General features: G+C 64.0%; 15 protein-coding genes and 1 tRNA gene. 13 read left to right on the top strand and 3 right to left on the bottom strand.

Annotation, left to right across the window (positions count from 1 at the left end):
* Positions 1-22: 22 nt before the first annotated feature.
* The 9 genes from ACN0YL_RS14170 (at position 23) to ACN0YL_RS14130 (ending at position 15767) form a co-directional block, all read left to right on the top strand.
* On the top strand, positions 23-1423 hold the full coding sequence (locus tag ACN0YL_RS14170; RefSeq protein WP_417492265.1) for an efflux transporter outer membrane subunit: 1401 nt from the start codon (positions 23-25) through the stop codon (positions 1421-1423).
* A 2-nt stretch (positions 1424-1425) separates the two neighbouring features.
* On the top strand, positions 1426-2697 hold the full coding sequence (locus ACN0YL_RS14165; protein ID WP_417498416.1) for an efflux RND transporter periplasmic adaptor subunit: 1272 nt from the start codon (positions 1426-1428) through the stop codon (positions 2695-2697).
* A 26-nt stretch (positions 2698-2723) separates the two neighbouring features.
* Complete coding sequence (locus ACN0YL_RS14160; RefSeq protein ID WP_417471342.1) at positions 2724-5939, top strand: efflux RND transporter permease subunit; 3216 nt, start codon at positions 2724-2726, stop codon at positions 5937-5939.
* 72 nt (positions 5940-6011) lie between these two features.
* Positions 6012-8087, top strand: a complete 2076-nt coding sequence (locus tag ACN0YL_RS14155) for a M13 family metallopeptidase (protein WP_417498415.1) — start codon at positions 6012-6014, stop codon at positions 8085-8087.
* A gap of 164 nt (positions 8088-8251) precedes the next feature.
* Positions 8252-10357 (top strand): M13 family metallopeptidase, encoded by a 2106-nt coding sequence (locus ACN0YL_RS14150; RefSeq protein ID WP_417471339.1) that lies wholly within the window; start codon positions 8252-8254, stop codon positions 10355-10357.
* Positions 10358-10521: 164 nt separating this feature from the next.
* Positions 10522-12597: a M13 family metallopeptidase gene (locus ACN0YL_RS14145; protein WP_417498414.1), complete on the top strand. Its 2076-nt coding sequence runs from the start codon at positions 10522-10524 to the stop codon at positions 12595-12597.
* Between the two features lie 111 nt (positions 12598-12708).
* Positions 12709-13965: a DUF819 domain-containing protein gene (locus ACN0YL_RS14140; RefSeq protein ID WP_417471335.1), complete on the top strand. Its 1257-nt coding sequence runs from the start codon at positions 12709-12711 to the stop codon at positions 13963-13965.
* 168 nt (positions 13966-14133) lie between these two features.
* Positions 14134-15099 (top strand): hypothetical protein, encoded by a 966-nt coding sequence (locus ACN0YL_RS14135; protein ID WP_417498413.1) that lies wholly within the window; start codon positions 14134-14136, stop codon positions 15097-15099.
* An 83-nt stretch (positions 15100-15182) separates the two neighbouring features.
* Positions 15183-15767 carry a gamma-glutamylcyclotransferase gene (locus ACN0YL_RS14130; protein WP_417498412.1) on the top strand — a complete coding sequence of 195 codons (585 nt, stop codon included), beginning with the start codon at positions 15183-15185 and terminating at the stop codon, positions 15765-15767.
* A gap of 12 nt (positions 15768-15779) precedes the next feature.
* On the opposite strand, the gene ACN0YL_RS14125 is transcribed toward ACN0YL_RS14130, so the two are convergent.
* Positions 15780-17435: an aminotransferase class V-fold PLP-dependent enzyme gene (locus tag ACN0YL_RS14125; protein ID WP_417498411.1), complete on the bottom strand. Its 1656-nt coding sequence runs from the start codon at positions 17433-17435 to the stop codon at positions 15780-15782.
* 124 nt (positions 17436-17559) lie between these two features.
* On the opposite strand from ACN0YL_RS14125, the gene ACN0YL_RS14120 reads away from it, so the two are divergent.
* The 3 genes from ACN0YL_RS14120 (at position 17560) to ACN0YL_RS14110 (ending at position 20831) form a co-directional block, all read left to right on the top strand.
* A complete protein-coding gene (locus tag ACN0YL_RS14120) occupies positions 17560-18009 on the top strand; it encodes an Lrp/AsnC family transcriptional regulator (RefSeq protein ID WP_417498426.1) in 450 nt (149 codons plus the stop codon).
* A gap of 146 nt (positions 18010-18155) precedes the next feature.
* A complete protein-coding gene (locus ACN0YL_RS14115) occupies positions 18156-20429 on the top strand; it encodes an ATP-binding protein (RefSeq protein WP_417498410.1) in 2274 nt (757 codons plus the stop codon).
* A 3-nt stretch (positions 20430-20432) separates the two neighbouring features.
* Positions 20433-20831, top strand: a complete 399-nt coding sequence (locus tag ACN0YL_RS14110) for a response regulator (RefSeq protein WP_417492254.1) — start codon at positions 20433-20435, stop codon at positions 20829-20831.
* A gap of 40 nt (positions 20832-20871) precedes the next feature.
* On the opposite strand, the gene ACN0YL_RS14105 is transcribed toward ACN0YL_RS14110, so the two are convergent.
* A tRNA-Arg gene (locus ACN0YL_RS14105) sits at positions 20872-20948 on the bottom strand.
* Between the two features lie 109 nt (positions 20949-21057).
* Positions 21058-22059: a P1 family peptidase gene (locus ACN0YL_RS14100; RefSeq protein WP_417498409.1), complete on the bottom strand. Its 1002-nt coding sequence runs from the start codon at positions 22057-22059 to the stop codon at positions 21058-21060.
* Positions 22060-22124: 65 nt separating this feature from the next.
* Here ACN0YL_RS14100 and ACN0YL_RS14095 point away from each other — a divergent pair, with 65 nt between their 5' ends.
* Positions 22125-23852 (top strand): gamma-glutamyltransferase, encoded by a 1728-nt coding sequence (locus tag ACN0YL_RS14095; RefSeq protein WP_417498408.1) that lies wholly within the window; start codon positions 22125-22127, stop codon positions 23850-23852.
* The last annotated feature ends 87 nt before the right edge of the window (positions 23853-23939 follow it).

Here is a 23939-nt window from a genome sequence, read left to right as displayed (position 1 = left end):
TCGTCACGCGTTGGAACATCGCATGCAGAAAAGCCTATTAATCGTCGCAACCGCCCTGACAGCGGCCTCCTGTGCGAGTGTGCCGGCTTTTCAGCCCGACAACCTCCTGCCCGCCACTCCGGACAGCTGGTCGGCTTCGGCCGATGCCTCCGGGGAAATTGCGGCCCAGGACTGGGTGCAATCACTCGGCGCACCCCGCCTAGCAGCGCTCGTTGATGAAGCTCTCGCCGCCAATCCCGGACTGGCCCAATCGCTGGCGCGCTATGACGCCGCCCGCGCTGCCGCCCGCATTGCCGGTGCCAGCCGCCTGCCATCCCTGAGCCTCTCAAGCGGCTATACTCGCACCGAACCCTATCAGGGCAGCGGCTCGGACAGTCTTTCACTGGGGCTGAGCTCATCCTGGGAAGCCGATCTGTGGGGTCGTGTTCGCGACGGCGCCAATGCCGGCGCTCTCGACGCCGAAGCCGCCGCTGACGACCTCGCCGCCGCCAGACTCTCTGTCGCCGGACTGGTCGCCAAGGGCTGGCTGGCCCTGATCGAAGCGCGTCAGCAGACCGAACTCGCACAACGCGATGTCCAGCGCAGCCAGAATGCGCTGGATCTGACCGAGCGGCGCTTTGCCCGTGGCCTGGTTCGCAGCTCGGATGTTCGCACGGCACGCAGCGCGACGGCATCCTCCGAGGCCGCGCTGGCATCGCGTGAACGGGCGGAAGCCTCTGCCGCGCGCAGTCTGGAAACCCTGCTCGGCCGTTATCCCGCCGGGCAAATCGCCCGTGAGGGTGACTTCCCGGTGATCGACGCACTGGCCGGGATCGGCTCACCCGCCGATCTCCTCCTGCGCCGTCCCGATGTGCGCGCCGCCGAGCGCCGGCTGGCTTCGGCCGGTCTGCGGGCCGATGCCGCCAGCAAGGCCTTGCTGCCGAGCCTGTCGCTGACCGGCGGCTCGGGAACCGGCGGTACAGATGTCGCCGACATGTTCGACCTTGATACGCTGGTCTCCAGCCTCACGGCGTCGCTCGTGGCGCCGATTTTTGCCGGCGGGAGCCTGCGGGCGCAGCGGGACCAGGCCGAGGCCAATGCCCGGCTGCAGGTCGCCTCCTATGTCTCGACCGTGCTGACGGCCTGGCAGGAAGCGGAAAACGCGATCTATGCCGACGACATCCTCGCCCGGCGCGTCGCCAGCCTGGAGCAGGCCTTCAACGAGGCCGCCGAGGCCGAAGCGCTGGTGACACGCCAGTATTCGAGCGGCGTCTCGACCATCTTCGATCTGCTGAATGCCCAGAGCCGGCGTATCAGCGCTGAAAGCCAATACATCTCGGCCCGTCGCGATCGCGCGACGAACCGGGTCGATCTTTACCTCGCCATCGCCGGCGATTTCTCCGCGGCATCTTCCGCAGACCCGGCCGCGCAGACAGGAGAATAGTCATGGGAAAACTTATCGGACGCTTCGCAATCTTCGGCGTTGCCGGCGGGATTGTCCTGCTGATCATCATCGCCTTGTTCTCGACCAAGCCCGAACCGCAGCGCGCCAATGCGGCACCGCAACCGGTTGCCGTCTTCGTCGAGGAGGCCCGGCAGGAAACGGTCGCGCTGACCGTGCATTCCCAGGGCCAGGCCCGGCCACGCACCCAGATCAATCTCGTGCCGCAAGTCACCGGCCGCATAACCTACGTCAATCCGAGCTTCATTGAGGGTGGTTTCTTCGAAGCGGGCGAAACCCTCGTACGTATCGATGACGCCGACTATCACCTCGCCGTCACCCGCGCCGCAGCACTGGTCGCCCAGGCGCAGCAAGGCCTGGCGCGCGAGCAGGCTGAAGCCGAGCTGGCGGCCCGCGAATGGGCCGACCTGGGCGAGGGCGAAGCCTCCGCCCTGACCCTGCGCGAGCCGCAACTGGCCGATGCCCGTGCCCAGCTGGCCAGCGCCCAGGCCAGCCTGCAGGCGGCACGTCTCGATCTCGAACGCACCCGCGTTTCCGCCCCCTTCGACGGCCGTGTGCTGGTGAAAAGCGCGGACCTGGGCCAGTTTGTGACCACCGGCACGCCATTGGGAGAGGTTTTCTCGACCGACACCATCCTGGTTCGCCTGCCACTCACCGACAATGATCTCGGCCTGCTCGGCATCCCGATTGCCTATAATGCCGGCCCCGACAGCGAAGGCATTCCGGTCAAGCTGACGGCCGTTCTCGCCGGCGAAGCCCGCGAATGGACCGGCTATATCAACCGCACCGAGAGCGCCATTGACCCGCAGACCCGTGTTCTCTACGCCACCGCGGAGGTCGAAGACCCCTATGGCGCGGCAGCGGCTGGTGGCGCACCTCTGGCTGTCGGCCTGTTCGTCGACGCCGAAATCCAGGGCCGCAATGTCCAGAATGCGGTGGTTCTGCCCCGCTCGGCACTGCGCGGCGAGAACACGGTCTTCGTCGTCAATGAGGGCGGCACCCTGGACATCCGCACCGTCACGGTCGTGACCTCGAGCACCGACCGTCTCGTCGTGTCGTCCGGCGTAGGTGGCGGTGAGATGATTGTCGTCTCGCCAATCCGCGGCGCCAGCGCCGGGATGCGCCTGCGCTCGCTGGACGCCTCCGGCGACGTCCTGCCCGACTACTCGGCAACCATCGAAACCGAAACCGACGAAGAACCCACCGAGACCGAATCCGAGCCGAGCGATGGTGAAGCCGTCGCCAGCGCCGGTTAATTCGACACTGCGATCAGGAGACGGCCATGACCGACCCGAACACAACACATGATGAGGCTCCCCGCGGTATTGTCGGCTGGTGGGCCCGGAACTCAGTCGCCGCCAACCTCTTGATGATCGTTGCCCTGCTGGGCGGGATTTTCGGGTATTTCCAGCTGAACCGGGAAGTGTTTCCGACGATCGCCGTCAATGGCGCCACCGTCTCGGTCGCCTGGCCCGGCGCATCGCCGCAGGAAGTCGAGGAACAGCTGATTGTCCGGATCGAGGAGGCCCTGGCCGATCTCGATGGCGTCGACACCATCACGTCGACCGCTCGCGAGGGCAATGGATTTATCAATGTCGAGGGCCTGCCCTCTGTTGATGTCGGCGAGTTCATTGACAACATCAAACTCGAAGTCGACTCGGTGAACAATCTGCCGCAATCGGCCTACCGCCCCGTTGTGAACCCGTGGCGCGCCCAGGACCAGGTCATCGGCTTTGCCGTGCATGGTTTCATCGACCGCCGCGACCTGCAGCATATTGCGCGTGAGATCCGTGATGAAGTGGCCCAGCTGCCAGGATCATCCCTGGTCAATACATGGGCCGTGCTCGGCGAGGAAGTCTCGATCGAGCTCGCGGAAGACGACCTGCAACGCTATAATCTCAGCTTCGACGAGATCGTGCGCGCCATTCGCGCCAGCTCGCTGAATGCTTCTGCCGGCAGCGTTCGCACCGAACTGGGCGAACTGAGTCTTACGTCGCGGCAGCTGGCCGACACGCGTTCGGAGTTCGAAAACCTCATCATCCGCCAGACCTCGGCCGGCGGCACCGTCCGTGTCGGCGATGTCGCGCGGGTCGATGACGGTTTCGTCGATGCCAATCTGGCAGCCACCTATAATGGCGAGCCGATGGCGCTGATCGTCGTGCTGACGACGCCGAATATTGATGTTGTCGACGTCTCGGCCAGCGTGCGCGGCTATATCGAACGCAAGCAGCTTGAATTGCCCGATGGTGTCAGCCTCTCGCTGTGGTGGGACAATTCGGAGATGTATGAAGCCCGGATGGCGACGATCCTGAACTCGGCGCTGTTCGGTGGCTTTCTGGTCCTGATCGTTCTCTTCCTCTTCCTGCGTCCCCTCGTCGCGTTCTGGGTGACGGCCGGCATTTTTGTCGCCTTCGGCGGCGCCTTCATGCTTTTGCCGATGCTCGGCGTCACGCTGAACATGCTGTCGCTGTTCGCCTTCCTGCTGGTTATCGGGATCGTGGTCGATGATGCCATTGTTGTCGGCGAGAATATTCACGACCGTGTCGAACGTGGAGAGAGCGGGCTGACCGCATCCATCATCGGCACCCAGATGGTGATCAAGCCGGTCATATTCGCGGTCATCACCACGGTGATGATGTTCATGCCCTTCATGCTCATCACCGGGCCTACGGTGCAGTTCACCAAGCAGATTTCACTCGTGGTGATCGCGTCCCTGGCCTTCTCGCTGATTGAATCGCTGCTGATCCTGCCGGCCCACCTGGCCCATATGAAACCCCAGAAGACCACGGGCTTTTTCGGCCCGCTGATCAAGGTTCAACGCGCCATCGCCGAGACCATGGTCTGGTTTGCCCGCAGCGCTTATCGCCCCGCGGTCAAGTTCGCGATCCGCAACCGCTATGCGACGCTGATCACATTTATGGGGATTTTCGCGATCTCTATCGTGCTGATGATGACCAACCGTGTCGGCTCCGTCTTCATGCCGCAGATCGAGAATGAAACCATCCAGGTAAATATCCAGCTGGCCGAAGGTGCGCCCTGGAGCCGGACCGAGCAGGTTCGCGAACAGCTCGACAACGCCCAGGACGAGGCCCTGCACTATTACCGTGAGCAGTTCCCTGGCGAAGTCGACATGATCGAAAGTCGCTCGACTCTCGCCACCGACGGCCGTATCCGCGCCTGGATCACGATCGCCGACCCGGAATTCCGCCCCGGCCTGCTGCCGACCGCGGACGTCGCCCTGAAAATCCGCGAATTCCTTGGACCGATCCCGGATGCCGAGGAAGTCACCCTGGATTCAACGATGAATGATGGCGGCAGTTCCATCACCTTCGCAATCTCCCACCAGGACCTCGACGTGCTGCGTGCGGCCGCCGACGACCTGAAAGCCCAGCTGCGCAGCTATGACACGCTCTATGATGTCGTCGACTCGCTGCAAACCTCGACCGAGGAGCTCCAGTTCACCCTGCGTCCCGATGCCCGGGCACTCGGCCTGACACTCAGCGATGTGACGCGCCAGGTCCGTCAGGCTTTCTATGGCGAGGAAGTCCAGCGCCTGCCACGTGACGGCCAGGATGTGCGGGTCATGGTTCGCCTCGATCGTGATGCGAGACGTTCACTGGATACGCTGCGTGATCTGCGCATCCGCACCAGTGACGGCCATGAAGTGCCACTGTCGGCGGTCGCCGATGTGACCTTTGCGCCGGGGCTGAACCGGATCAACCGCCGCAATGGCATGCGCACCGTGACGGTCAATGCCGAGCTCTCGGACCCGTCGGCGCGCGGCGATATCAACCAGAGCCTCGAGGCGGAATTCTGGTCCGGCTGGGAAGAGCGTTTCCACGGCATCAGCCGCGACGAGATCGGCCAGTCCGAAGGCGAACGCGAGTTCATGCAGGAATTGATCGGCCTGTTCGGCGTGGCCCTGGTGTCGATGTACATCCTGCTGGCGGTTGCCTTCCGCAGCTATGCCCAGCCGATCCTGATCATGGTCGCCATCCCCTTCGCGCTGACGGGAGCCATTTTCGGCCACCTGATGTTCGATATGCCGATCGCCCTCTTCTCCTATTTCGGGGTCGGCGCAGCGGCGGGCGTCGTCATCAATGACAACCTGGTCCTGATGGACTTCGTCAACCGATTGCGGGCCAATGGGGTGGGCGCATTCCAGGCCCTCGTCGATGCCGGCGTCCAGCGTTTCCGGCCGATCCTGCTGACCTCGGTCACCACCTTCCTCGGCATCCTGCCAATGATCGCGGCGCGTTCGACCCAGGCGCAATTCCTCAAGCCGATGGTCGTTGCACTGGGCTTCGCGGTTCTGTTTGCGCTGTTCCTGACCTTGCTGTTCGTCCCGTCGCTCTACGCCATCGGTGTCGATATCGCGCGGTTCTTCCGGCGGCTCTGGACCGGCGAGCCACAGCCCGCTCTGGGTGGAGACTATACCGACACCGATTTCGCCCATGGCGAAATGCCGGGTCATCTCGATCACTCCCCGGCGGAGTAGCCAATCCAGGCCCCGCGCTGTAATTTGCGCGGGGCCTGCCCAGATACATCCAATCGCACAGGGGATAATTCCATGAAGAAACTTTTGCTGAGTTCGGCGGCCTTCGCCCTCCTCGCTGCCTGCGGCCAGGCCGGACTGTCCGGCGACACGACGGAACTGACGGCCAATAGCGCGATCGAGGCACCCGCACAGATCGGCGACTGGGGCTTTGACCAGACCGGCATGGACCTCGCCTATGCGCCCGGTGATGACTTTTACCGTTTCGCCAACGGCCATTGGCTCGAAACGACCCAGATCCCCTCGGACCTGTCCAATTTCGGCATGTTCACCGAGCTGGCGCTGGAAGCGGAAGAGCAGGTCCAGGAGATCATTCTCGAACTGGCTGCCGCGCATCCCGCCGCCGGGACGATCGAGCAGAAAGTCGGCGACCTCTATGGCAGCTGGATGGATACCGAAACCATCGAGACGCTCGGCCTGACCCCTGCACAACCCTATCTCGACGCGATCGCGGCCGCGGATACCCCGGAAGCAATTCTCAACCTGTTTGCGACCGTCGGGCAGCCGGCCCCGCTCGATATCGGCATCATCCCCGATCCCGCCGACACGACCCGCCATACGGTCTATGTCGGCCAGGGCGGGCTGGGCCTTCCCGACCGTGACTATTACGTCGATCTCGAGAATGAGAACTACGCCCGCTATCGTGAGGCCTATACGGCCTTCATCGCCCGCATGCTCGATCTGGCCGGTATCGAGGATAGCGCCAGCCGTGCTGCGGGTATCATGGCGCTCGAGACGCAGCTTGCCGAGGTTCACTGGACCCAGGAGCGCTCGCGCAATATCTCGGAAATCTACAATCCGATGCCGCTCGACCAGCTTGCGGCGCTCGCGCCACAACTCGATTTCGCCAGTGGCATGACCCGGATGGGCCTCGACGGGGTTGCGACCTATCTGGTTGCCCAGCCGAGCGCGATCGAGGCAACGGCCCGGATCTTCGAGGAGACACCGGTCAATGTCTGGCAGGATTATATGACCTTCCATTTCCTGCAGAACAATGCCGGCAATCTGTCCTCGGCCTTCGACCGGGCCAATTTCGATTTCTACGGTCGCACACTCAATGGCACCGAGGAACAACGGCCGCGCGATCGCCGCGGCGTCAACCTGGTCGGTGGCCAGCTGGGCGAAGCCGTCGGCCAGATCTATGTCGACCGGCATTTCCCGCCTTCGTCCAAGGCGGCGATGGAAGAGCTGGTCGCCAATCTGGTGACCGCGTTTGAAGGACGTCTCAGCCGTCTGGAATGGATGGACGAGGCTACCCGCGCCAATGCCCTGCGCAAGCTGTCGACCTTCGAACCGCGCATCGGCTATCCCGATGAGTGGCGGGACTATTCGGCGCTGGAAATCGCGCCGGATGACCTGTTCGGCAATGCGATGCGCATCAATGCCTTCAACTGGAATGAGCAGGTTGCCGACCTCGCCGAACCCGTTGACCGCAACCAGTGGCCCTACCCGCCGCAAACCATCAATGCGTCCTACAATCCGCTGATGAACCAGATCACCTTCCCGGCCGGCATCCTGCAGCCGCCCTTCTTCGATCCCAATGCCGATGCGGCCATCAATTACGGCGCCATCGGTGCGGTGATCGGGCACGAGATTGGTCACGGCTTCGACGATCAGGGCCGCCGTTTCGATTATGACGGTTCGATCCGCGACTGGTGGTCGGCCGAGACCAATGCCGGGTTTGAGGACCGCGCTGCCCGCCTTGGCGCGCAGTACGACACCTATTCCCCGATCGAAGGGATGACCGTCAACGGTACTTTCACTATGGGTGAGAATATCGGCGATCTCGGCGGCATGCAGATGGCCTACACCGCCTATCACCAGTATCTGGATTCCTGCTGCGGCGGCGAAGCGCCGGTGATCGACGGCTATACCGGCGATCAGCGCTTCTTCCTCGCCTGGGCCCAGGTCTGGCGCCGCCTGTATCGTGAGGACAATCTGGTCGCACGTCTGACCACCGATCCGCACAGCCCGTCGCAATACCGGACCAATGGCATCGTCCGCAATCTCGATGCCTGGTACGCCGCCTTCGACATCCAGGAAGGCGATGCGCTCTACCTGCCACCAGAAGAGCGCGTCTCGATCTGGTAAGGCGCCCGACGCGCACCACAGACAGACCCACAACAGAGCGGCCCGGAGCAATCCGGGCCGTTTTGCCATCATGCGCCGCGTGAAACTTAACAGAACCGTCAGTTGCTTCCTGCCACGCGCCCTTTAGGATCGGCGGTTAACGCCATTTTTTAGGGAATTGAAGTATGAAAAAGTATCTGCTCAGCGGTGCCTGCCTTGCCATGCTTGCCGCTTGTAACCCGGCCGCCGAGGCGCCTGCCGTCGACACCGCAGCTGTTGATACACCGGCTGTGGAAACACCGGCCGTGGACACGACGGCGATCACCGGCGAAGCGGCGCTGGGCGAATGGGGTATCGAGACCGGTTATGTCAGCGAAACCGTCAATCCGGGCGACGACTTCTTCACCTATGTCAATCAGGGCTGGCTCGACACCGCCGAAATCCCGGCCGGTTTCCGCTCCTCCGGAGCCTTCCTTGACCTCTATCTCACCTCGGAAGAGCGCGTGAATGAGATCATCGCTGAGGCCGCAGCCTCCACGTCCGCAGCCGGCACACCGGAGCAGCAGATCGGCGATCTCTATCGCAGCTATATGGACACCGACCGGATCGAGGCCCTCGGCCTGACGCCGATCCAGGAGGAGCTCGACGCCGTGCTCGCCTCCAGCACCCATGCCGACATCGCCCGCTGGTTCGGCCTGCCCGTGCACCACTCGATGATCGGGATCTATGTCAGCCAGGATTCCGGCAATCCGGAACGCTATCTCACCCATGTCTCGCAAGGCGGGCTCGGCCTGCCGAACCGGGATTATTATCTCGATGAGGGCGAACGCTATGTCGCCTATCGCGCCGCCTATGTCGCCTACATCGCCAATATCCTGACCATGGCCGGCGTCGACAATGCAGAGGGACGTGCCGCCGATATCATGGCACTGGAGACCGCCCTCGCCCAGGTGCAGTGGCCCGCCGAACTGGCCCGCGAGTCTGTCCCGAACTACCATCTGATGACCCTGGCCGAGCTGGAAGACTATGCGCCGGGCTTCGATTGGGCGCCCTTCCTGGAAGCCCTCGGCATCGCCGATATCAATGAGGTCGTCGTCAACACCGACACCGCCGTCCAGGCCAGCGCCCAGCTGTTTGCCGAGACACCGGTCGAAGTGCTGGCCTCCTATCTCGCCTTCCATTTCGTCGACAACCAGACCGGCCAGCTGCCGGCCCGCTTCGACGAGGCGAGCTTTGATTTCTATTCCCGCACCCTGAACGGCGTGGACGAGCAGCGCCCACGCGATCTGCGGGCGATCCAGTTCGTCAATGGGCGCTTTGGTGAAAACATCGGCCAAGTCTATGTGGAGCGTCACTTCCCGCCGGAATACAAGGCGCAGATGGAAGAGCTGGTCGAATATCTGCGGGCCGCCTTCGCAGCGCGCATCACGACACTGGAATGGATGGATGACGCCACCCGTGCCGAAGCCCAGGACAAGCTGGAAAGCTTCCTGCCCAAGATCGGCTATCCGGACGTCTGGCGCGACTACTCGACGATCGAGATCAGCGGCGACGACCTGATCGGCAATGTCCGCGCGATCAGCGCCTGGAACTGGGCCGATCAACGCGCCCAGCTGAACGAATCCAAGCGTGACTGGATGTGGTATATGAGCCCGCAGACGGTCAATGCCTACTACAATCCGGACAGCAATGAGATCGTCTTCCCGGCCGCCATCCTGCAGGCCCCCTTCTTCGATCCCTTTGCCGACCCGGCAGTCAATTTCGCCGCCATCGGCGGTGTCATCGGCCATGAAATGGGCCATGGCTTCGACGATCAGGGTGCTGAACAGGACGGCGATGGCGTGCTGCGCAACTGGTGGACTGACTTCTCCCGCGAGCACTTCCAGGAGCGGACCGGTGCGCTGGTCGCCCAGTATGACGCCTTCTCCCCGATCGAGGGCGAGCATGTGAATGGGCAGCTGACGCTCGGCGAGAATATCGGCGATCTCGGCGGCCTCTCCATCGCCTACCAGGCCTACCATGCCTATCTTGCCGATCATGGTGGCGGTGAAGCCCCGGTGCTCGACGGCCTGACCGGCGATCAACGCTTCTTCATGTCCTGGGCCCAGGTCTGGCGTTCCAAGCAGACCGAGGACAGCCTGGTCTCGCGTCTGCGCACCGACCCGCACAGCCCGGCGCAATACCGGGTCAATGGCGTCGTGCGCAATATCGACGCCTGGTATGACGCCTTCGGCATCACCGAGGACCATGAACTCTACCTGCCACCGGAAGAGCGGGTTTCGATCTGGTAAGCGGACCGGATGACAAGCCAGGCGGTCCGGCCCATGCCGGACCGCCTTTTTTGCGCCCACGCGACGGCGACGCCCCGGTTGAATACCCGCACGGCACTTGCGTCCCGGCCATCGCGCCCTAGTCTTGCCCCCAATCAATTTCGATCAAGACGGAGACATATCCCGTGAAAAAATTACTTCTTGGCAGCGCCTGCCTCGTCCTGCTCGCGGCCTGCAATCCAGCCGCGGAACCGCCCGCCGACGACGCCGCTGACGTCAATACCGCTGCCGTCGAGACGGCCACGCCGGCCCTCGGCGACTGGGGTATCGAAACCCGGCACATAAGCGAGACCGTCGCCCCGGGCGACGACTTCTTCCGCTACGTGAATGAGGGCTGGCTCGACACCACCGAGATCCCGCCCGGCTTCTCGAATTTCGGCTCCTTCTCCGAGCTCGCCCTGAGCGCGGAAGAGCGGATCGACACGATCATTGCCGACGTATCCGCGACGGAGAACCCGGCCGGCTCGGTCGAGCAACAGGTCGGCGATCTCTACGCCAGCTACATGAATACCGACCGCCTCAATGAACTCGGCCTCAGCCCGGCCCGGCCCGGCCTCGACCGGATCGCCGCAGCGCAGAGCCATGACGACATCATCGACCTGTTCGGCGCCAGCGGCTTTGCCTCGCTGTTCGGGGCCGGTGTTGGCCGCGATGCCGGAAACCCCGACACCTATGTCGTCTATATCCGCCAGTCCGGTCTGGGCATGCCGGATCGCGACTATTATCTGCGTGATGATGAACGCTTCGCCGGCTACCGCACAGCCTATGTCGACTACATGGCCGACGTGCTGGGCATGATCGGCGAAGAGAACGGCGCCGAGCGGGCCCAGGCCGTGCTCGAGCTGGAGACCGCGATCGCCGACATCCACTGGACCCGCGCCGAGAGCCGCAACCGGGTGGCCAGTTATAATCCGATGACCGTCGCGGAGCTGGAAGCCTACGCCCCCGGCTTTGACTGGACGCGTTTCATGACGGCGCTGGACTTTGGTGACCAGGATCATGTCGTCGTGTCACAGAATACCGCGGTCCAGTCGCTCGCCGCCCTGTTCGGGGAAATCCCGGTGGAGACGTGGCAGGACTATCTGATGCTTCACTATATGAGCTCAAACAGCAATGAGCTCGACGAAGCATTCTACGAGCGCAGCTTCGACTTCTGGAGCCGCACGCTTTCGGGCACGGACGAGCCGCGCGCCCGGGATCGCCGCGGGATCCAGTATGTCAACCGACCGCTCGGCCAGGCCATTGGCCGCATCTATGTCGAGCGTCATTTCCCGGCCGAGAACAAGGCCCAGATGGAAGACCTCGTCGCCTATCTGCGCCGCGCCCTGGGCGAGCGGATCGAGACGCTGGAATGGATGGATGACGAGACCCGGGCCGAAGCGCTCGACAAGCTCGCCAAATTCACCCCGAAGATCGCCTATCCCGATCAGTGGCCGGATTTTTCCTCGATCGAGATCCGCCCGGATGACCTGTTTGGCAATTCGGAACGCATCTCGGCCTGGTACCGCGCCGACAGCCGCGCCCGTCTGAATGGGCCGATCCGCGACTGGGAATGGGGCATGTCGCCACAAACGGTGAATGCCTATTATTCCTCGACCGCGAACGAGATCGTCTTCCCGGCGGCCATCCTGCAGGGGCCCTTCTTCGACCCCAATGCCGACCCGGCGGTCAATTTTGGCGGCATCGGTGCCGTGATCGGGCATGAAATGGGCCATGGCTTCGATGACCAGGGCAGCCAGTCCGATGGTGATGGCCTGCTGCGCAACTGGTGGACGGAGTTCTCGCGCGAGCAGTTCGATGCCCGTACCGACCAGATCGTTGCCCAGTACGAAGAGTTCTCTCCGGTTGAAGGCATGCATGTGAATGGCCGCCTGACGCTGGGCGAGAATATCGGCGATATCGGCGGGCTCTCGATGGCCTATCGCGCCTACCACATGTATCTCGACGAACATGGCGGTGAAGCACCGGTGATTGACGGCTTTACCGGCGATCAGCGCTTCTTCATGGCATGGGCCCAGGTGTGGCGCCGCCTCTACACCGAGGACAGCCTCGTCTCGCGGCTGACCACCGATCCGCACAGCCCGTCGCAATATCGCACCAACGGCGTCGTGCGGAATATGGATGTCTGGTACGAAGCCTTCGGTGTCACCGAAGACAATGAGCTCTACCTGCCGCCCGAGGAACGCGTCTCGGTCTGGTAGGCTCACGGAGCGTTGATGAAACGGCCCGGCCCTGCGCCGGGCCGTTTTGCATTGGGGGCTTGCGAAGTGCGCCGGGGCACCGTCTTATCGGCGCCTCAAACGGGGGAATGCATGGAAACCGAAATCGCACCGCTGATCAGCAATGATGCCGTCGTCCTGGGCCTGCTGGCCGTTATTCTGGGGGTCGTCTTCTGGACCTCGACTTCGGGCGGACCGGTCTTCAAGCGCTTCTACCAGATCTTCCCGCCGCTCCTGCTGTGCTATTTCCTGCCCTCGCTTCTGAACACTTTCAACATCGTCGACCCGGACCAGTCGCGGCTCTACTTCATGGCCTCGCGCTATCTCCTGCCGGCCGCCCTGGTCCTGCTGGCGATGTCGGCCGACCTGCCCGCCACGCTGCGGCTCGGGCCCAAGGCCCTGATCATGTTCCTGACCGGAACCCTCGGCGTCATCATCGGCGGACCAATTGCGCTGATGATCGCCAGCACCTTCCTGCCCGACCTGATCGGCGTTGACGGGCCGGAAGCCGTCTGGCGCGGCATGACCACCGTGGCCGGCAGCTGGATCGGCGGCGGCGCCAACCAGGCAGCGATGTACGAAATCTTCGATGTCGGCGACGAGATCTTCTCGGCCTGGATTGCGGTTGATGTCATTGTCGCCAATGTCTGGATGGCGCTGTTGCTGATCGCGGCCAGCCAGGCAAGCGCGATCGACCGCCGCCTCGGTGCCGATGCGCGCGCCGTTGACCATCTGCGCGTCAAGGCCGAGGCCTATGAAGCCGAACACGCGCGCATTCCAGAATTGCGCGACCTGATCTATATCGCCGCGATCGGCTTCGGGGCCGTCGCGATCGCCCATCTGGCATCCGATTTCCTCGCACCCTGGTTCCTGGAACACTACCCGGAACTGGAACGCTACAGCCTGCATTCCGGTTTCTTCTGGTTGATTATCGTTGCCACCACGATCGGGGTCGGCCTGTCCTTCTCCCCGGCCCGCAAGATGAGCGGCGCCGGCTCGATGAAGGTCGGCTCGGTCTTCATCTATGTTCTCGTCGCCACCATCGGCATGAATATGGACATCACCGCCATCGCCCGAAATCCGGAATTCTTCGTGATCGGGGCGATCTGGATCGCCGTCCATGCCACCCTGCTGATCCTGATGGCATTCCTGATCAAGGCGCCGGTCTTCTTCCTGGCGGTGGGCAGCCAGGCCAATATCGGCGGCGCAGCCTCGGCCCCGGTCGTCGCCTCGGCCTTCCACCCGTCGCTGGCACCGGTGGGTGTCCTGCTCGCAGTCGTCGGCTATATCACCGGGACTTGGGGCGCATGGTTGACCGGCCAGATCCTGCGCAGTGTCGCGGGAGGCTGACCGGCGCCCCTTCCAAGGCGAGTCTCCGGCAGGACATTCCCCTGCCCGGTGAATCTTGAAATAATTGCTTAAATTTCCTTAACGCCACCAAGGAAGTGCGTTAACGTCTCCGGTAATTGGAGTGCCCTGCGGTCGTCGCGGGGCGTCGTCCTGAAGGGGGGATGCAACATGCAAAGCAAGTTTTTGATCACCGGAAGCGCACTGGCGATTCTGGCTTCGTCGGCGGCCTTCGCGGGCGATGCCGAGTGGTTTCCGCCGGATCCGCCATCCAGCGCCACGAGCGGTGAGTGCTATGCGCGAGTGCGCATCGAACCGCAATACGACGCCTTCACGGAACAGGTGGTCACCCAGGATTCCTATGAGCGTTATGACGTGGCTCCGCCGCGTTTGCGCGACGAGGTCCGCGAATACGTCTCGCGTGAGGCCGGTGTGCGCTACATCGTCCATGAGCCGGTCTATAACACCGTCACCGAAACGGTTCAGGTTCGCCCGGCCTATTCGGAATATGTTGTGCGTCCAGCCGTGCACGATACGGTGACCGAGACCATCATGGTCCGTGAGCCCCGCCAGGTCTGGCGCCGCGGCTATGAGCCTGGTGCCTCGATGACCCGCTATGATTCGGAAACCGGCGAAATCTGGTGCCTGGTCGAAGAAGCCGGCGAGTATCAGACCGTGACCCGCAATGTCATCGTCACGCCAGCCGAGATCAACGAGATCAACCACCCGGCTGAATTCTCCACGATCACCCGCGAAGTCCTGGTCCAGGCCGCGAGCGTCGAGGAAATTCCGATCGACCCGCGCTATGACACCTATTCCATCCAGGTCGTCGACCAGCCCGCCCGGGTCGACAGCCATGTCATTCCGGCCGAGACCGGTTCGGTGACCCGCTACACCATGCGTTCCGAAGAGCGCTGGGAATGGCGCCTGATGGATTGCGACGATATCGATCTGCCTGGCCATAATCCGCCAATGAGCAGCAATATCCCGGCTGTCGCGGCGAACCAGCCGCCGGCTCCCGGCACCAGCACCTATCTCTACGGGACTGATATGCCTGCAGGCGATCAGACCTATTCCGAGGAAATGCCGGTGGCGCAAGCCTCCTATTCCAGCCGTTCCACGGCACGCCGCAACTAGGCGGTGGCATACCGGCCGGAAGGCCATGATTGAATACGGACGGCGCGGGACATCCCGCGCCGTTTCCGTTTATGCTCCCTCCCATGGACACTGCTGAATACATCGTCGGCTATGGCAGCCTGCTCAATGCCTACAGCCGCCAGACCTATTCCGGCCTGCACGCGCCGATCATCCCGGTGATGGCCGCCGGCTGGCAACGCGGCTGGACGACGCGCTATGGCGACGAAGCCGCCACCTATCTCGGCGTCCGGCCGGCATCGACATCGGTGCTCAGCGCCGCCCTGGTGCCGACCCGGGTCACTGATGAGATCCGGCATCGCGAGCGCGGCTATGACTTCGTGCCGGTGGCGCCGGAAACCGTGAGCCTGCTGAACCCCGACACCCTTGAGCTCGGCGACGCCCGGCTTTGGATCGTGGTCAATCGCGAACAGCTGCATGCCGACAGCGATCACCCGATCCCGCAATCCTATATCGACACCTGCCTGCTGGGCTGCCTGGAAACCGGTGGCCGCGAAATGGCGCAGCATTTCATCGCATCCACCGAGCGCTGGGACGGGCATCGCATCAATGACCGCGACTGGCCCACCCCGCTCTATCCGCGCGGCGCGCCGGCCACTGCCGCGCAGCGTGACGAGATCGACGCCCTGTTGCGCACTGCGGGCGTTTGATCAGCCGCCGGCTCACACCAGGGCCGGCTTGACCTCGACCAATGCTTCGGCAGCGCGGAAAGCTGCCGCGAACCAGGCATCGCGATCCGTCGGGACATGCGCCGCTGCCACCGGTCCCGCGTCAAGCAACTGATCGGGCAGGCCGGTTGCCGGCGCCGGATTCTCACCGCGCCAGCTCCAGCGTCCACTGGCACTGTCATAGGCATACAAGCCTGCCAGCCGGTCAGAATGGGCGGCGATGAACTCGACCGCGCGGATGAGGAATTCGATCTCCTCGGCCTCCATCACCCAGTGCAGGCTGACCCGGCACCAGCCCGGCCGCAATCCGGCCTGTCCCTGCAATACCGCGTTGCGAATGGCCTCGGACTGTTCCGGCGTGATCCCGAGCAGCTCGTGACCATAGGGTCCGGCGCAGGAACAGCCGGCGCGTGACTGGATACCGAACAGGTCATTCAACAGCGTCGTCACCAGACGCGGGTGCAGAATCTCCCCGTTCGGCTGGACAATGTTGAACGACACGATCCCGATCCGGCGCGCCGGATCGGCGGGACCGAGAATGTCGATTCGCGAATTCGCGCTCCAGCGGGACATCGCCCGCTCGAGCGCTGCGTGCTCAAGGCGGGCAATCGTCTCATGCCCGACTTCGCGCTGCGCCTGCAATGCCAGGGCTGCGCGGACAATCTGCGGCACGCCCGGCGTGCCGGCACGTTCGCGCGCCTCGATGTCCTCGATAAAATCATGCCCGCTCTTGGTCACATAGCGCACGGTGCCGCCGGCGCTCTGGGTTGGCGGCAGATCGCGCCGGTAGAGCGCTTGGTCAAAGACAAGAATGCCGCAGCCCCCCGGTCCGCCGATGAATTTGTGCGGCGAGAAATAGACCGCATCAATCGCGGCATCGGACAGGCCTTCCGGATGCATGTCGATCGGCAGATAGGGCGCACTGGCCGCGCAATCGAGGCACAGGATGGCATCATGGGCGTGGAGCAGGCGGGCCAGGGCGATGACATCGCTGCGCACCCCGGTGACGTTGGACGCTGCCGAGAAGGCCCCGATCCGGCGCCGCCCGAGAAAACGCGGATCGCGCAATTGCGCCTCGAGCTCAACCAGATCGATCCCGCCATCGGCATCAAGACCGATCGCCACGACCTCGCCCAGGCTTTCACGCCAGCTCAGCTCGTTGGAATGGTGTTCATAGGGGCCGACGAAAACCACCGGCCGGGTCGCGGCGAGCGCGTCCTCGACAAGCTGGCGGCCATCGGCGCCCAGGCCGGTCGCGATCGCGGACACAATGTGGTCCCGGCTGGCCGGTGCCACGGCAAGACCGAGAATCTCCTGCAGTTTGTGGATCGCCCCCGTCGCGCCGGACGCGCAGGCGATCAGGCAGTCCTGCGGGCCGGCATTCACCGCCTGCCGGATCATCGCATCGGCCTGGCGCAGCCATTCACCCGACGCCCGGCCCGTGGCGCTGTCGACGGTGTGGGGATTGGCATACAGGCCCGTCAGGCGCTCGATCTGCGCCTCCACTTGGCGCAGGCCACGTCCGCTGGCCGTGTAATCGGCATAAACCATCAGGCGCTCGCCAATTGGCGTTGACAGGATTTCGTCACGACCGACCATGCCGGCCCGCAGGCGCGACAGGGCGGCAGGAGTTTCAGGGCGTGGCGGCATGTCGATGGCACTCTCGAAGCTGGGCCGCCATCAAATCACCCCCGCCTGAGTTTAAAACACTCATTTCCCCTCCAATTCAGGCAATATGAAGAGATGCAAACTCTGAATCAGGGGAAATGACGTGCTGGACGACTATGACCGCCGCATATTGAAGCTGATCCAGGTCGATTCTGACCGGACCGTACAGGACATTGCCGACGCGATCGGCCTCAGCGCGACACCAACCGCCCGGCGCATGAAGCGCCTGGCCGAACACGGCATTATCCGCCGCAATGTCAGCCTGCTCGATGCCGAGGGGCTGGGCCTGCACGCCACCCTCTTCGTCACAGTACGCACCAGCCGCCATGACGCCGAATGGCTGACCCGGTTTGCCGAGGGGGTGCGGCGCATGCCGGAAGTCGTGGAATTTTACCGGCTCAGCGGCGATGTCGACTATCTGATCAAGCTCTGCCTGCCCGATGTGCGCGCCTACGACGATGTCTACAAGAAGCTGATCGCCATCGCGCCGCTCTCTGATGTCAGCGCCAGCTTTGCCATGGAAGCCATCAAGAACACCACCGAACTGCCGGTGTAGCTGCCGGCCCGGTGCCCGCGGACGAGCACCGGTGCATTAAATATGAGGCCGGGATTAATCGCCCTCCAGCCCTATGACGGTAAAGATGGAGCTTGCCCGATGCCGGCAGTCCCGTCCGGCAATTAATGCGATTGCATGGAGTGAAGATGTTAACTCGGACGAGCCGGATCACCAGCTCCCTGCGGGTCAAGATTACGCTGCTCGCCTGTGCCGCCTCCTTCGCCACAGCCCTGGTGATGAGCGGCCTGGCCTATCTGCGCACCACGGAAATCTCGTTCAACACCGCCATCGAGAGCCTGGCCGGTGAAAGCCGGCTCGCCGCGCTGCAGTTTCGCGAGACCTTCCGCAATCTGGGCAATGACGCGACGATTATCGCGCAGATGCCGCCAATCAGCGGCATTATCCGCAGTCGTGAGCACGGTGATGTCGATCCCGAGGACGGCTCGCTGACCGCGCAATGGGAGCAGCGGCTGGCGACGATCTTCACCTCGGTGATGCGCACCCACCCCTCCTATAATCAGATCCGCTATATCGGCATCGCCGACAATGGCCGTGAACTGGTCCGGGTCAATCGTGTCCCTGACGGGTTCGAAACCGTTGTCTCTGAAAACCTGCAGGAAAAGGCCAGCGAGAGTTACTTCCGGCACGGTGCCGCCTTGCCGCCGGGCGGGGTGTTCTTTTCGCCCGTCACCTATAACCGCGAACACGGCCAGATCGATTCCGCCATGATCCCGACGGTGCGCGGCATTGTCCCGGTGTTCGGTCCTGATGGCGAGCTGTTCGGCATGATCGTCATCAATGCCAATTACGAGACCATGCTCGCCGAAACCTTCCGGACCATCGAGCTGAGCACCGACACCTTCATCGTCACCCAGGCCGGCGATTATATGGAATACACCGCCGAGGGCACGATCTCCCATCTGGAGCTGGCCAGCAATTACACACGCCCGCCGCCGGCCTTCCTGACGCGGCTGCAATTCTCCGGCGGCGAAGCGGCCCTGGTCGAGGCCGACAGCGTCAAGTATTTCATCGAACTGCCGATCGACGACCGGTTTGACCACGCCTCGCTTGGCATCGTCGTCAGTGTGCCGCGCGACGAATTGATGGCTCCGGTGCTGCAGACCCAGCGCCAAAGCCTGGTGCTCGGCGCCGTCCTTATCCTGCTCAGCAGCATTGTGACGGCCCTGATCGCCAACCAGCTGACCAAGCCCCTGCGCCAGATGACCCAGGAAATCTCCCGTGCCCGCTCCCATTTGCGGCCGATCCACCTGCCGGTCAGGGACAATGACGAGATCGGCGAGCTGGCGCGCGCCTTCCAGCTGATGACCGAGGGTCTGCAGGAGAATGAGTTCAAGACCCGTTCGATCATCAACAGTGTTGTCGATGGGCTGATCGTGGTCGACGAGTTCGGCAATATCGACAGCTACAACCCGGCTTGCGAACGGATTTTCGGCTATGAGCCCGACGAGATGACGGGTCGCAGCGTCGCCATGCTGCTGCCGCCACAGGCTGACCCGGCGAGCGATCTCCCCCCGGACTTGTCCGCGCCGGGCGCCATTCGCTCACTCATCGGTGCCGGCCGCGAAGTCACCGGACAGCGCAAGGATGGTTCGACCTTTCCGATGGATCTGTCGGTCAGCGAAATCCTGCTCAACAATCGGCCGCTCTATTGCGGCATCGTGCGCGACATTACCGAGCGCAAGCAGGTGAACATCATGAAGGACGAGTTCATCTCGACCGTAAACCATGAATTGCGCACACCGCTGACCTCGATCCACGGCGCGCTCGGCCTGCTGAAGATCAAGACCGAGGGCCGTCTCGACGACAAGAGCGCGCAATTGCTCGAACTGGCCCACAATAGCTGCCAGCGCCTGACCACGCTGGTCAATGACATTCTCGATCTCGAGAAAATCGCCGCCGGCAAGATTGAATACCACATGGAGGCGGTCGAGATCTGCGGCCTCGTTGGCACGATTGTGGCGCAAAATGACTCCATGGCCGAGGCCCGCGGTGTCACCCTGCGGCGGTGTTGCGGCATCGGAGCGACCCTTGTCCGCCTCGACCAGAACCGCTTCAACCAGGCCCTGGTCAACCTGTTATCGAACGCGATCCGCTATTCGCCGCAAGGCGGTGAGGTTATGGTATCGGCCATGATGAGCCAGAGCGATCGTGTGCGCATCTCTGTCGCCGATCATGGCCCGGGCATTCCCGAAGCCTTCCGCAGCAAGGTGTTTGAACGTTTCGCCCAGGCCGACAGCTCGCTGACGCGCCAGGAGGGCTCCAGCGGGCTTGGCCTCAACATCACCCAGACCCTGATCGAAGCCTTCGGCGGCGCGGTCAGTTTTGAGACCGAGGAGGGCCAGGGGACCGTGTTCCACCTCGACCTGCCCGTCTCTTCACGCCAGGAAGAGGCAGCCTGACCCATGAGCGATGACCTGAAGAGAATTCTCTATGTCGAGGATGTCGGCTCGATCGCCACCGTCGCGGTGATGGTGCTCGAGGATCTCGGCGGCTTCGAGGTCCGGCACTTCCTGTCGGGACAGGAAGCACTCGATGCCCTGCCCGGCTTCGCGCCGCAACTGGTTCTGCTCGACGTGATGATGCCCGGCATGGATGGCCCGGAAACGCTGCGGCGCATCCGCGAACTGCCAGAAGGCCGTGACCTGCCTGCGATCTTCATGACCGCCAAGGCGCAAGTCCATGAGCAGGATGAATATATCGCCATGGGCGCGCTCGGTGTGATCGTGAAGCCCTTCGAGCCGGTCTCGCTATCGCAGACCATCCGCGACATGTGGCATTCGCGCGAAACCGCTGCGGCCTGACGCGTCTGACCTGCAAGGCCGTCTTCTGAAGTCTGGAAAATGGTGCACCGGGAGAGATTCGAACTCCCGACCCCTAGATTCGTAGTCTAGTGCTCTATCCAACTGAGCTACCGGTGCAGGCCATGCCCTCAAGGTCTATTGCCCTGAGGAGGCGCGGAACCTAACCGCGAGCCTTTGCGAAAGCAAGTACCGTGAACCGGCAAACGCAGGCCTCTTGCACAGGCGCTCAGAGCGTCTCTGCCGCGGCCTGTTCCGACGCCGCGTAGACACCGCGTGCGACGGCCCGGGCCAGGCAATCGGCGGCGAGCGAGCCAAGCCGTGCCAGGGTGAATTCAGCCGGTTGCGGCAAGTCGCGCTGCGCCGTCGACAGCGCGAAGACGACATCGCCGTCAAATGGCGTGTGCACCGGCCGGATCGCCCGCGACAGCCCGTCCTGGGCCATGATGGCGAGGCGCCGGGCCTGGGCCGGGCTCAGGGCAGCGTCGGTGGCGACAATGGCAATGGTGGTGTTCTCGCGGGCGCCGGGATTGATCTTGGCCGCGCCCCAATCTTCCGGCGTGGCCGACCAGTCCGGCGCCGGGCGGGCGCCGCCGAACTCGCCACCAATCTCCCACGGCCAGGCCCAGTAGACATCGCTGCCGGGCATGGTCACCGAACCGAAACTGTTGACGCAGACCAAAGCCGCCACCGTGATGCCGTCGGCGGTGACCAGGCTGGCTGAACCCGTGCCGCCGATGCGCGATCCGGCGCGGGCACCATAGCCGGCCCCGGCGCGCCCGAGCCGCACCTCGCCGGATACGGCCGCCAGCGCCGCCTTGCCGAGCTGGCGATAGGGCGGATCCTCGCCCCAGGCCTTGTCGCCGCCATTGGCGAGGTCATAGAGGATGGCCGCGGGGATGACCGGCGAGACCGGCACGCCCGGCGCCGGCATCAGGTCAAAGCCGCGCCCCTGGGCACCCAGCATCGCAGCGACGCCATCGGCCGCGGCGAGCCCGTAGGAAGAACCGCCCGAGAGCACCACCGCGTCGACGGCATCAACCAGGGTGTGGGCGGCGAGCGCATCGGTCTCACGCGTTCCCGGTCCGCCACCGCGGACATCGACGGCACAGACGGCGCGCTGATCGGGCAGGATCACGCTCACCCCGGTCTGCACGGCGGCATCCTCGGCCTGGCCGACCCTGAGCCCGGCGACATCGGTCAATGTGTTGGTTTTTCCCGGAACTGCCATTTGGGGCCTCTCATCTGGTGCCGCTTCGCGCTATCGTGCCCAGACTGCGACAGGGGGCAAGTGCCATGATCCGTTTTCTGCTGTGTGCCAGCGCGCTGGTATCGACACTCACCCTGGCGGCCTGCGGCCAGGAGACGGCCCCCGAGGCCACGCCGCAAGCGCCCGCTCCGGTGAGCCAGGCCATGGTGGCCGCCGCCAATCCGCACGCGGTGGAAGCCGGGCTCGAGGCCCTGCGCGCCGGCGGCGATGCGATCGACGCGGCGATCGCGGTGCAGAGCGTGCTCGGCCTGGTAGAGCCGCAAAGCTCCGGCCTCGGGGGCGGCGCCTTCCTGATGTATTACGACGCCGAAACCGGCGAACTCACCGCTTATGACGGCCGCGAGACGGCGCCGGCCAGCGCCTCGCCCGACCTCTTCCTCGACGAGACCGGCCAGCCCCTGAGCTTTTATGACGCCGTCTTCTCGGGCCATTCTGTCGGCGCGCCCGGCGCCGTGGCGATGCTGGCCCTGGCCCATGGCGATCACGGAGAACTGCCCTGGGCCGACGGCTTCAGCGCCGCCATCGAGCTGGCCGATGACGGCTTTGCCGTCTCGCCGCGCCTGCACGGGCTGATCGCCGGCACAGCACCGCGCACGCCGCTGGATGAATGGCCGGCCTCGCGCAGCTATTTCTTCCTCGAGGATGGCAGCCCCCTGCCCGTTGGCCACATCCTGCGCAATCCGGCCTATGCGACGAGCGCCCGCGCCATCGCCGCCGATTGGCATAATCTCTATTCCGGCCCGCTCGCCGAGGCGATTGTCACGGCGGTTCAGGACGAGCCGCGCCCCGGCGGCCTGACGACCAGCGATCTGGCCGGCTACCAGGCGCTGCGGCGCGAGGCGATCTGCCGGCCCTACCGGCAATGGACCGTGTGCGGCATGCCGCCACCGGCCTCGGGCGGGGTGACGGTCAACGAGATCCTCGGCCTGCTCGAGTCCTATGACATGGCGGCCACCGGGCCGGAGAGCGTGGAGGGCTGGCGCCGCTTCATCGAGGCCAGCCGCCTGGCCTATGCCGATCGCGACGCCTATATCGCCGACCCCGATTTCGTCACCGTGCCGGTCGCGGGCCTGCTGGCCGATGACTACATCAGCGACCGCGCCAGCCTCGTTGCCGGCAGCACAGCCACGCCGCATGTCACCGCCGGCATCCCTGCGGGCATTCACGTGCCGGGCTTCGACGCGACGCCGGATTCGCCGGGCACCAGCCATTTCGTGATCGTCGACAATGATGGCGATGTCGTCTCGATGACGACCACGGTGGAGAGCACATTCGGCAGCCACCGCATGGCGGGCGGCTTTTTCCTCAATAATCAGCTGACCGATTTTTCCCGCATCCCCGTCGATGCCGAAGGCCGGATGATCCCCAATGCGCCGGAGGCCGGCAAGCGCCCGCGCTCCTCGATGTCGCCGACCATTGTGTTCGATGCCGAGGGCCAATTCGTCCTCGCCACCGGCTCGCCGGGCGGCTCCTCGATCATCGGTTACACCGCCAAGACCCTGGTCGGCATGCTGGATTGGGGTTTGACACCGCAACAGGCGATCGATCTGCCCAATGTCGTCGCCAATGGCGATGTCGTCCGGATCGAGGCCGGCATGGACCCGGCCATCCTCGCCGGCCTGCAGGATCTCGGCTTCACGCTCGATGCCAATCGCGGCGAGATTTCCGGCATCCATATCGTGCGGCGGCTGGAGGACGGCACCCTGATCGGCGGCGCCGATCCGCGCCGCGAGGGCGTGGCGCGCCAGCCCTGAGGGATGCACGAAAATCTCCACGCGGCTCGCCGCTGGAGGTTTGAGTGGTTCCCCCCGTTTGGGAGGTGTGCGGGACGCGGCGAATGC

The sequence above is a fragment of the Maricaulis sp. genome, assembly GCF_048269565.1.
Classification (GTDB): domain Bacteria; phylum Pseudomonadota; class Alphaproteobacteria; order Caulobacterales; family Maricaulaceae; genus Maricaulis.
Note: the sequence above shows the minus strand (reverse complement) of the source record. Positions and strands in the feature narration are given on the sequence as shown.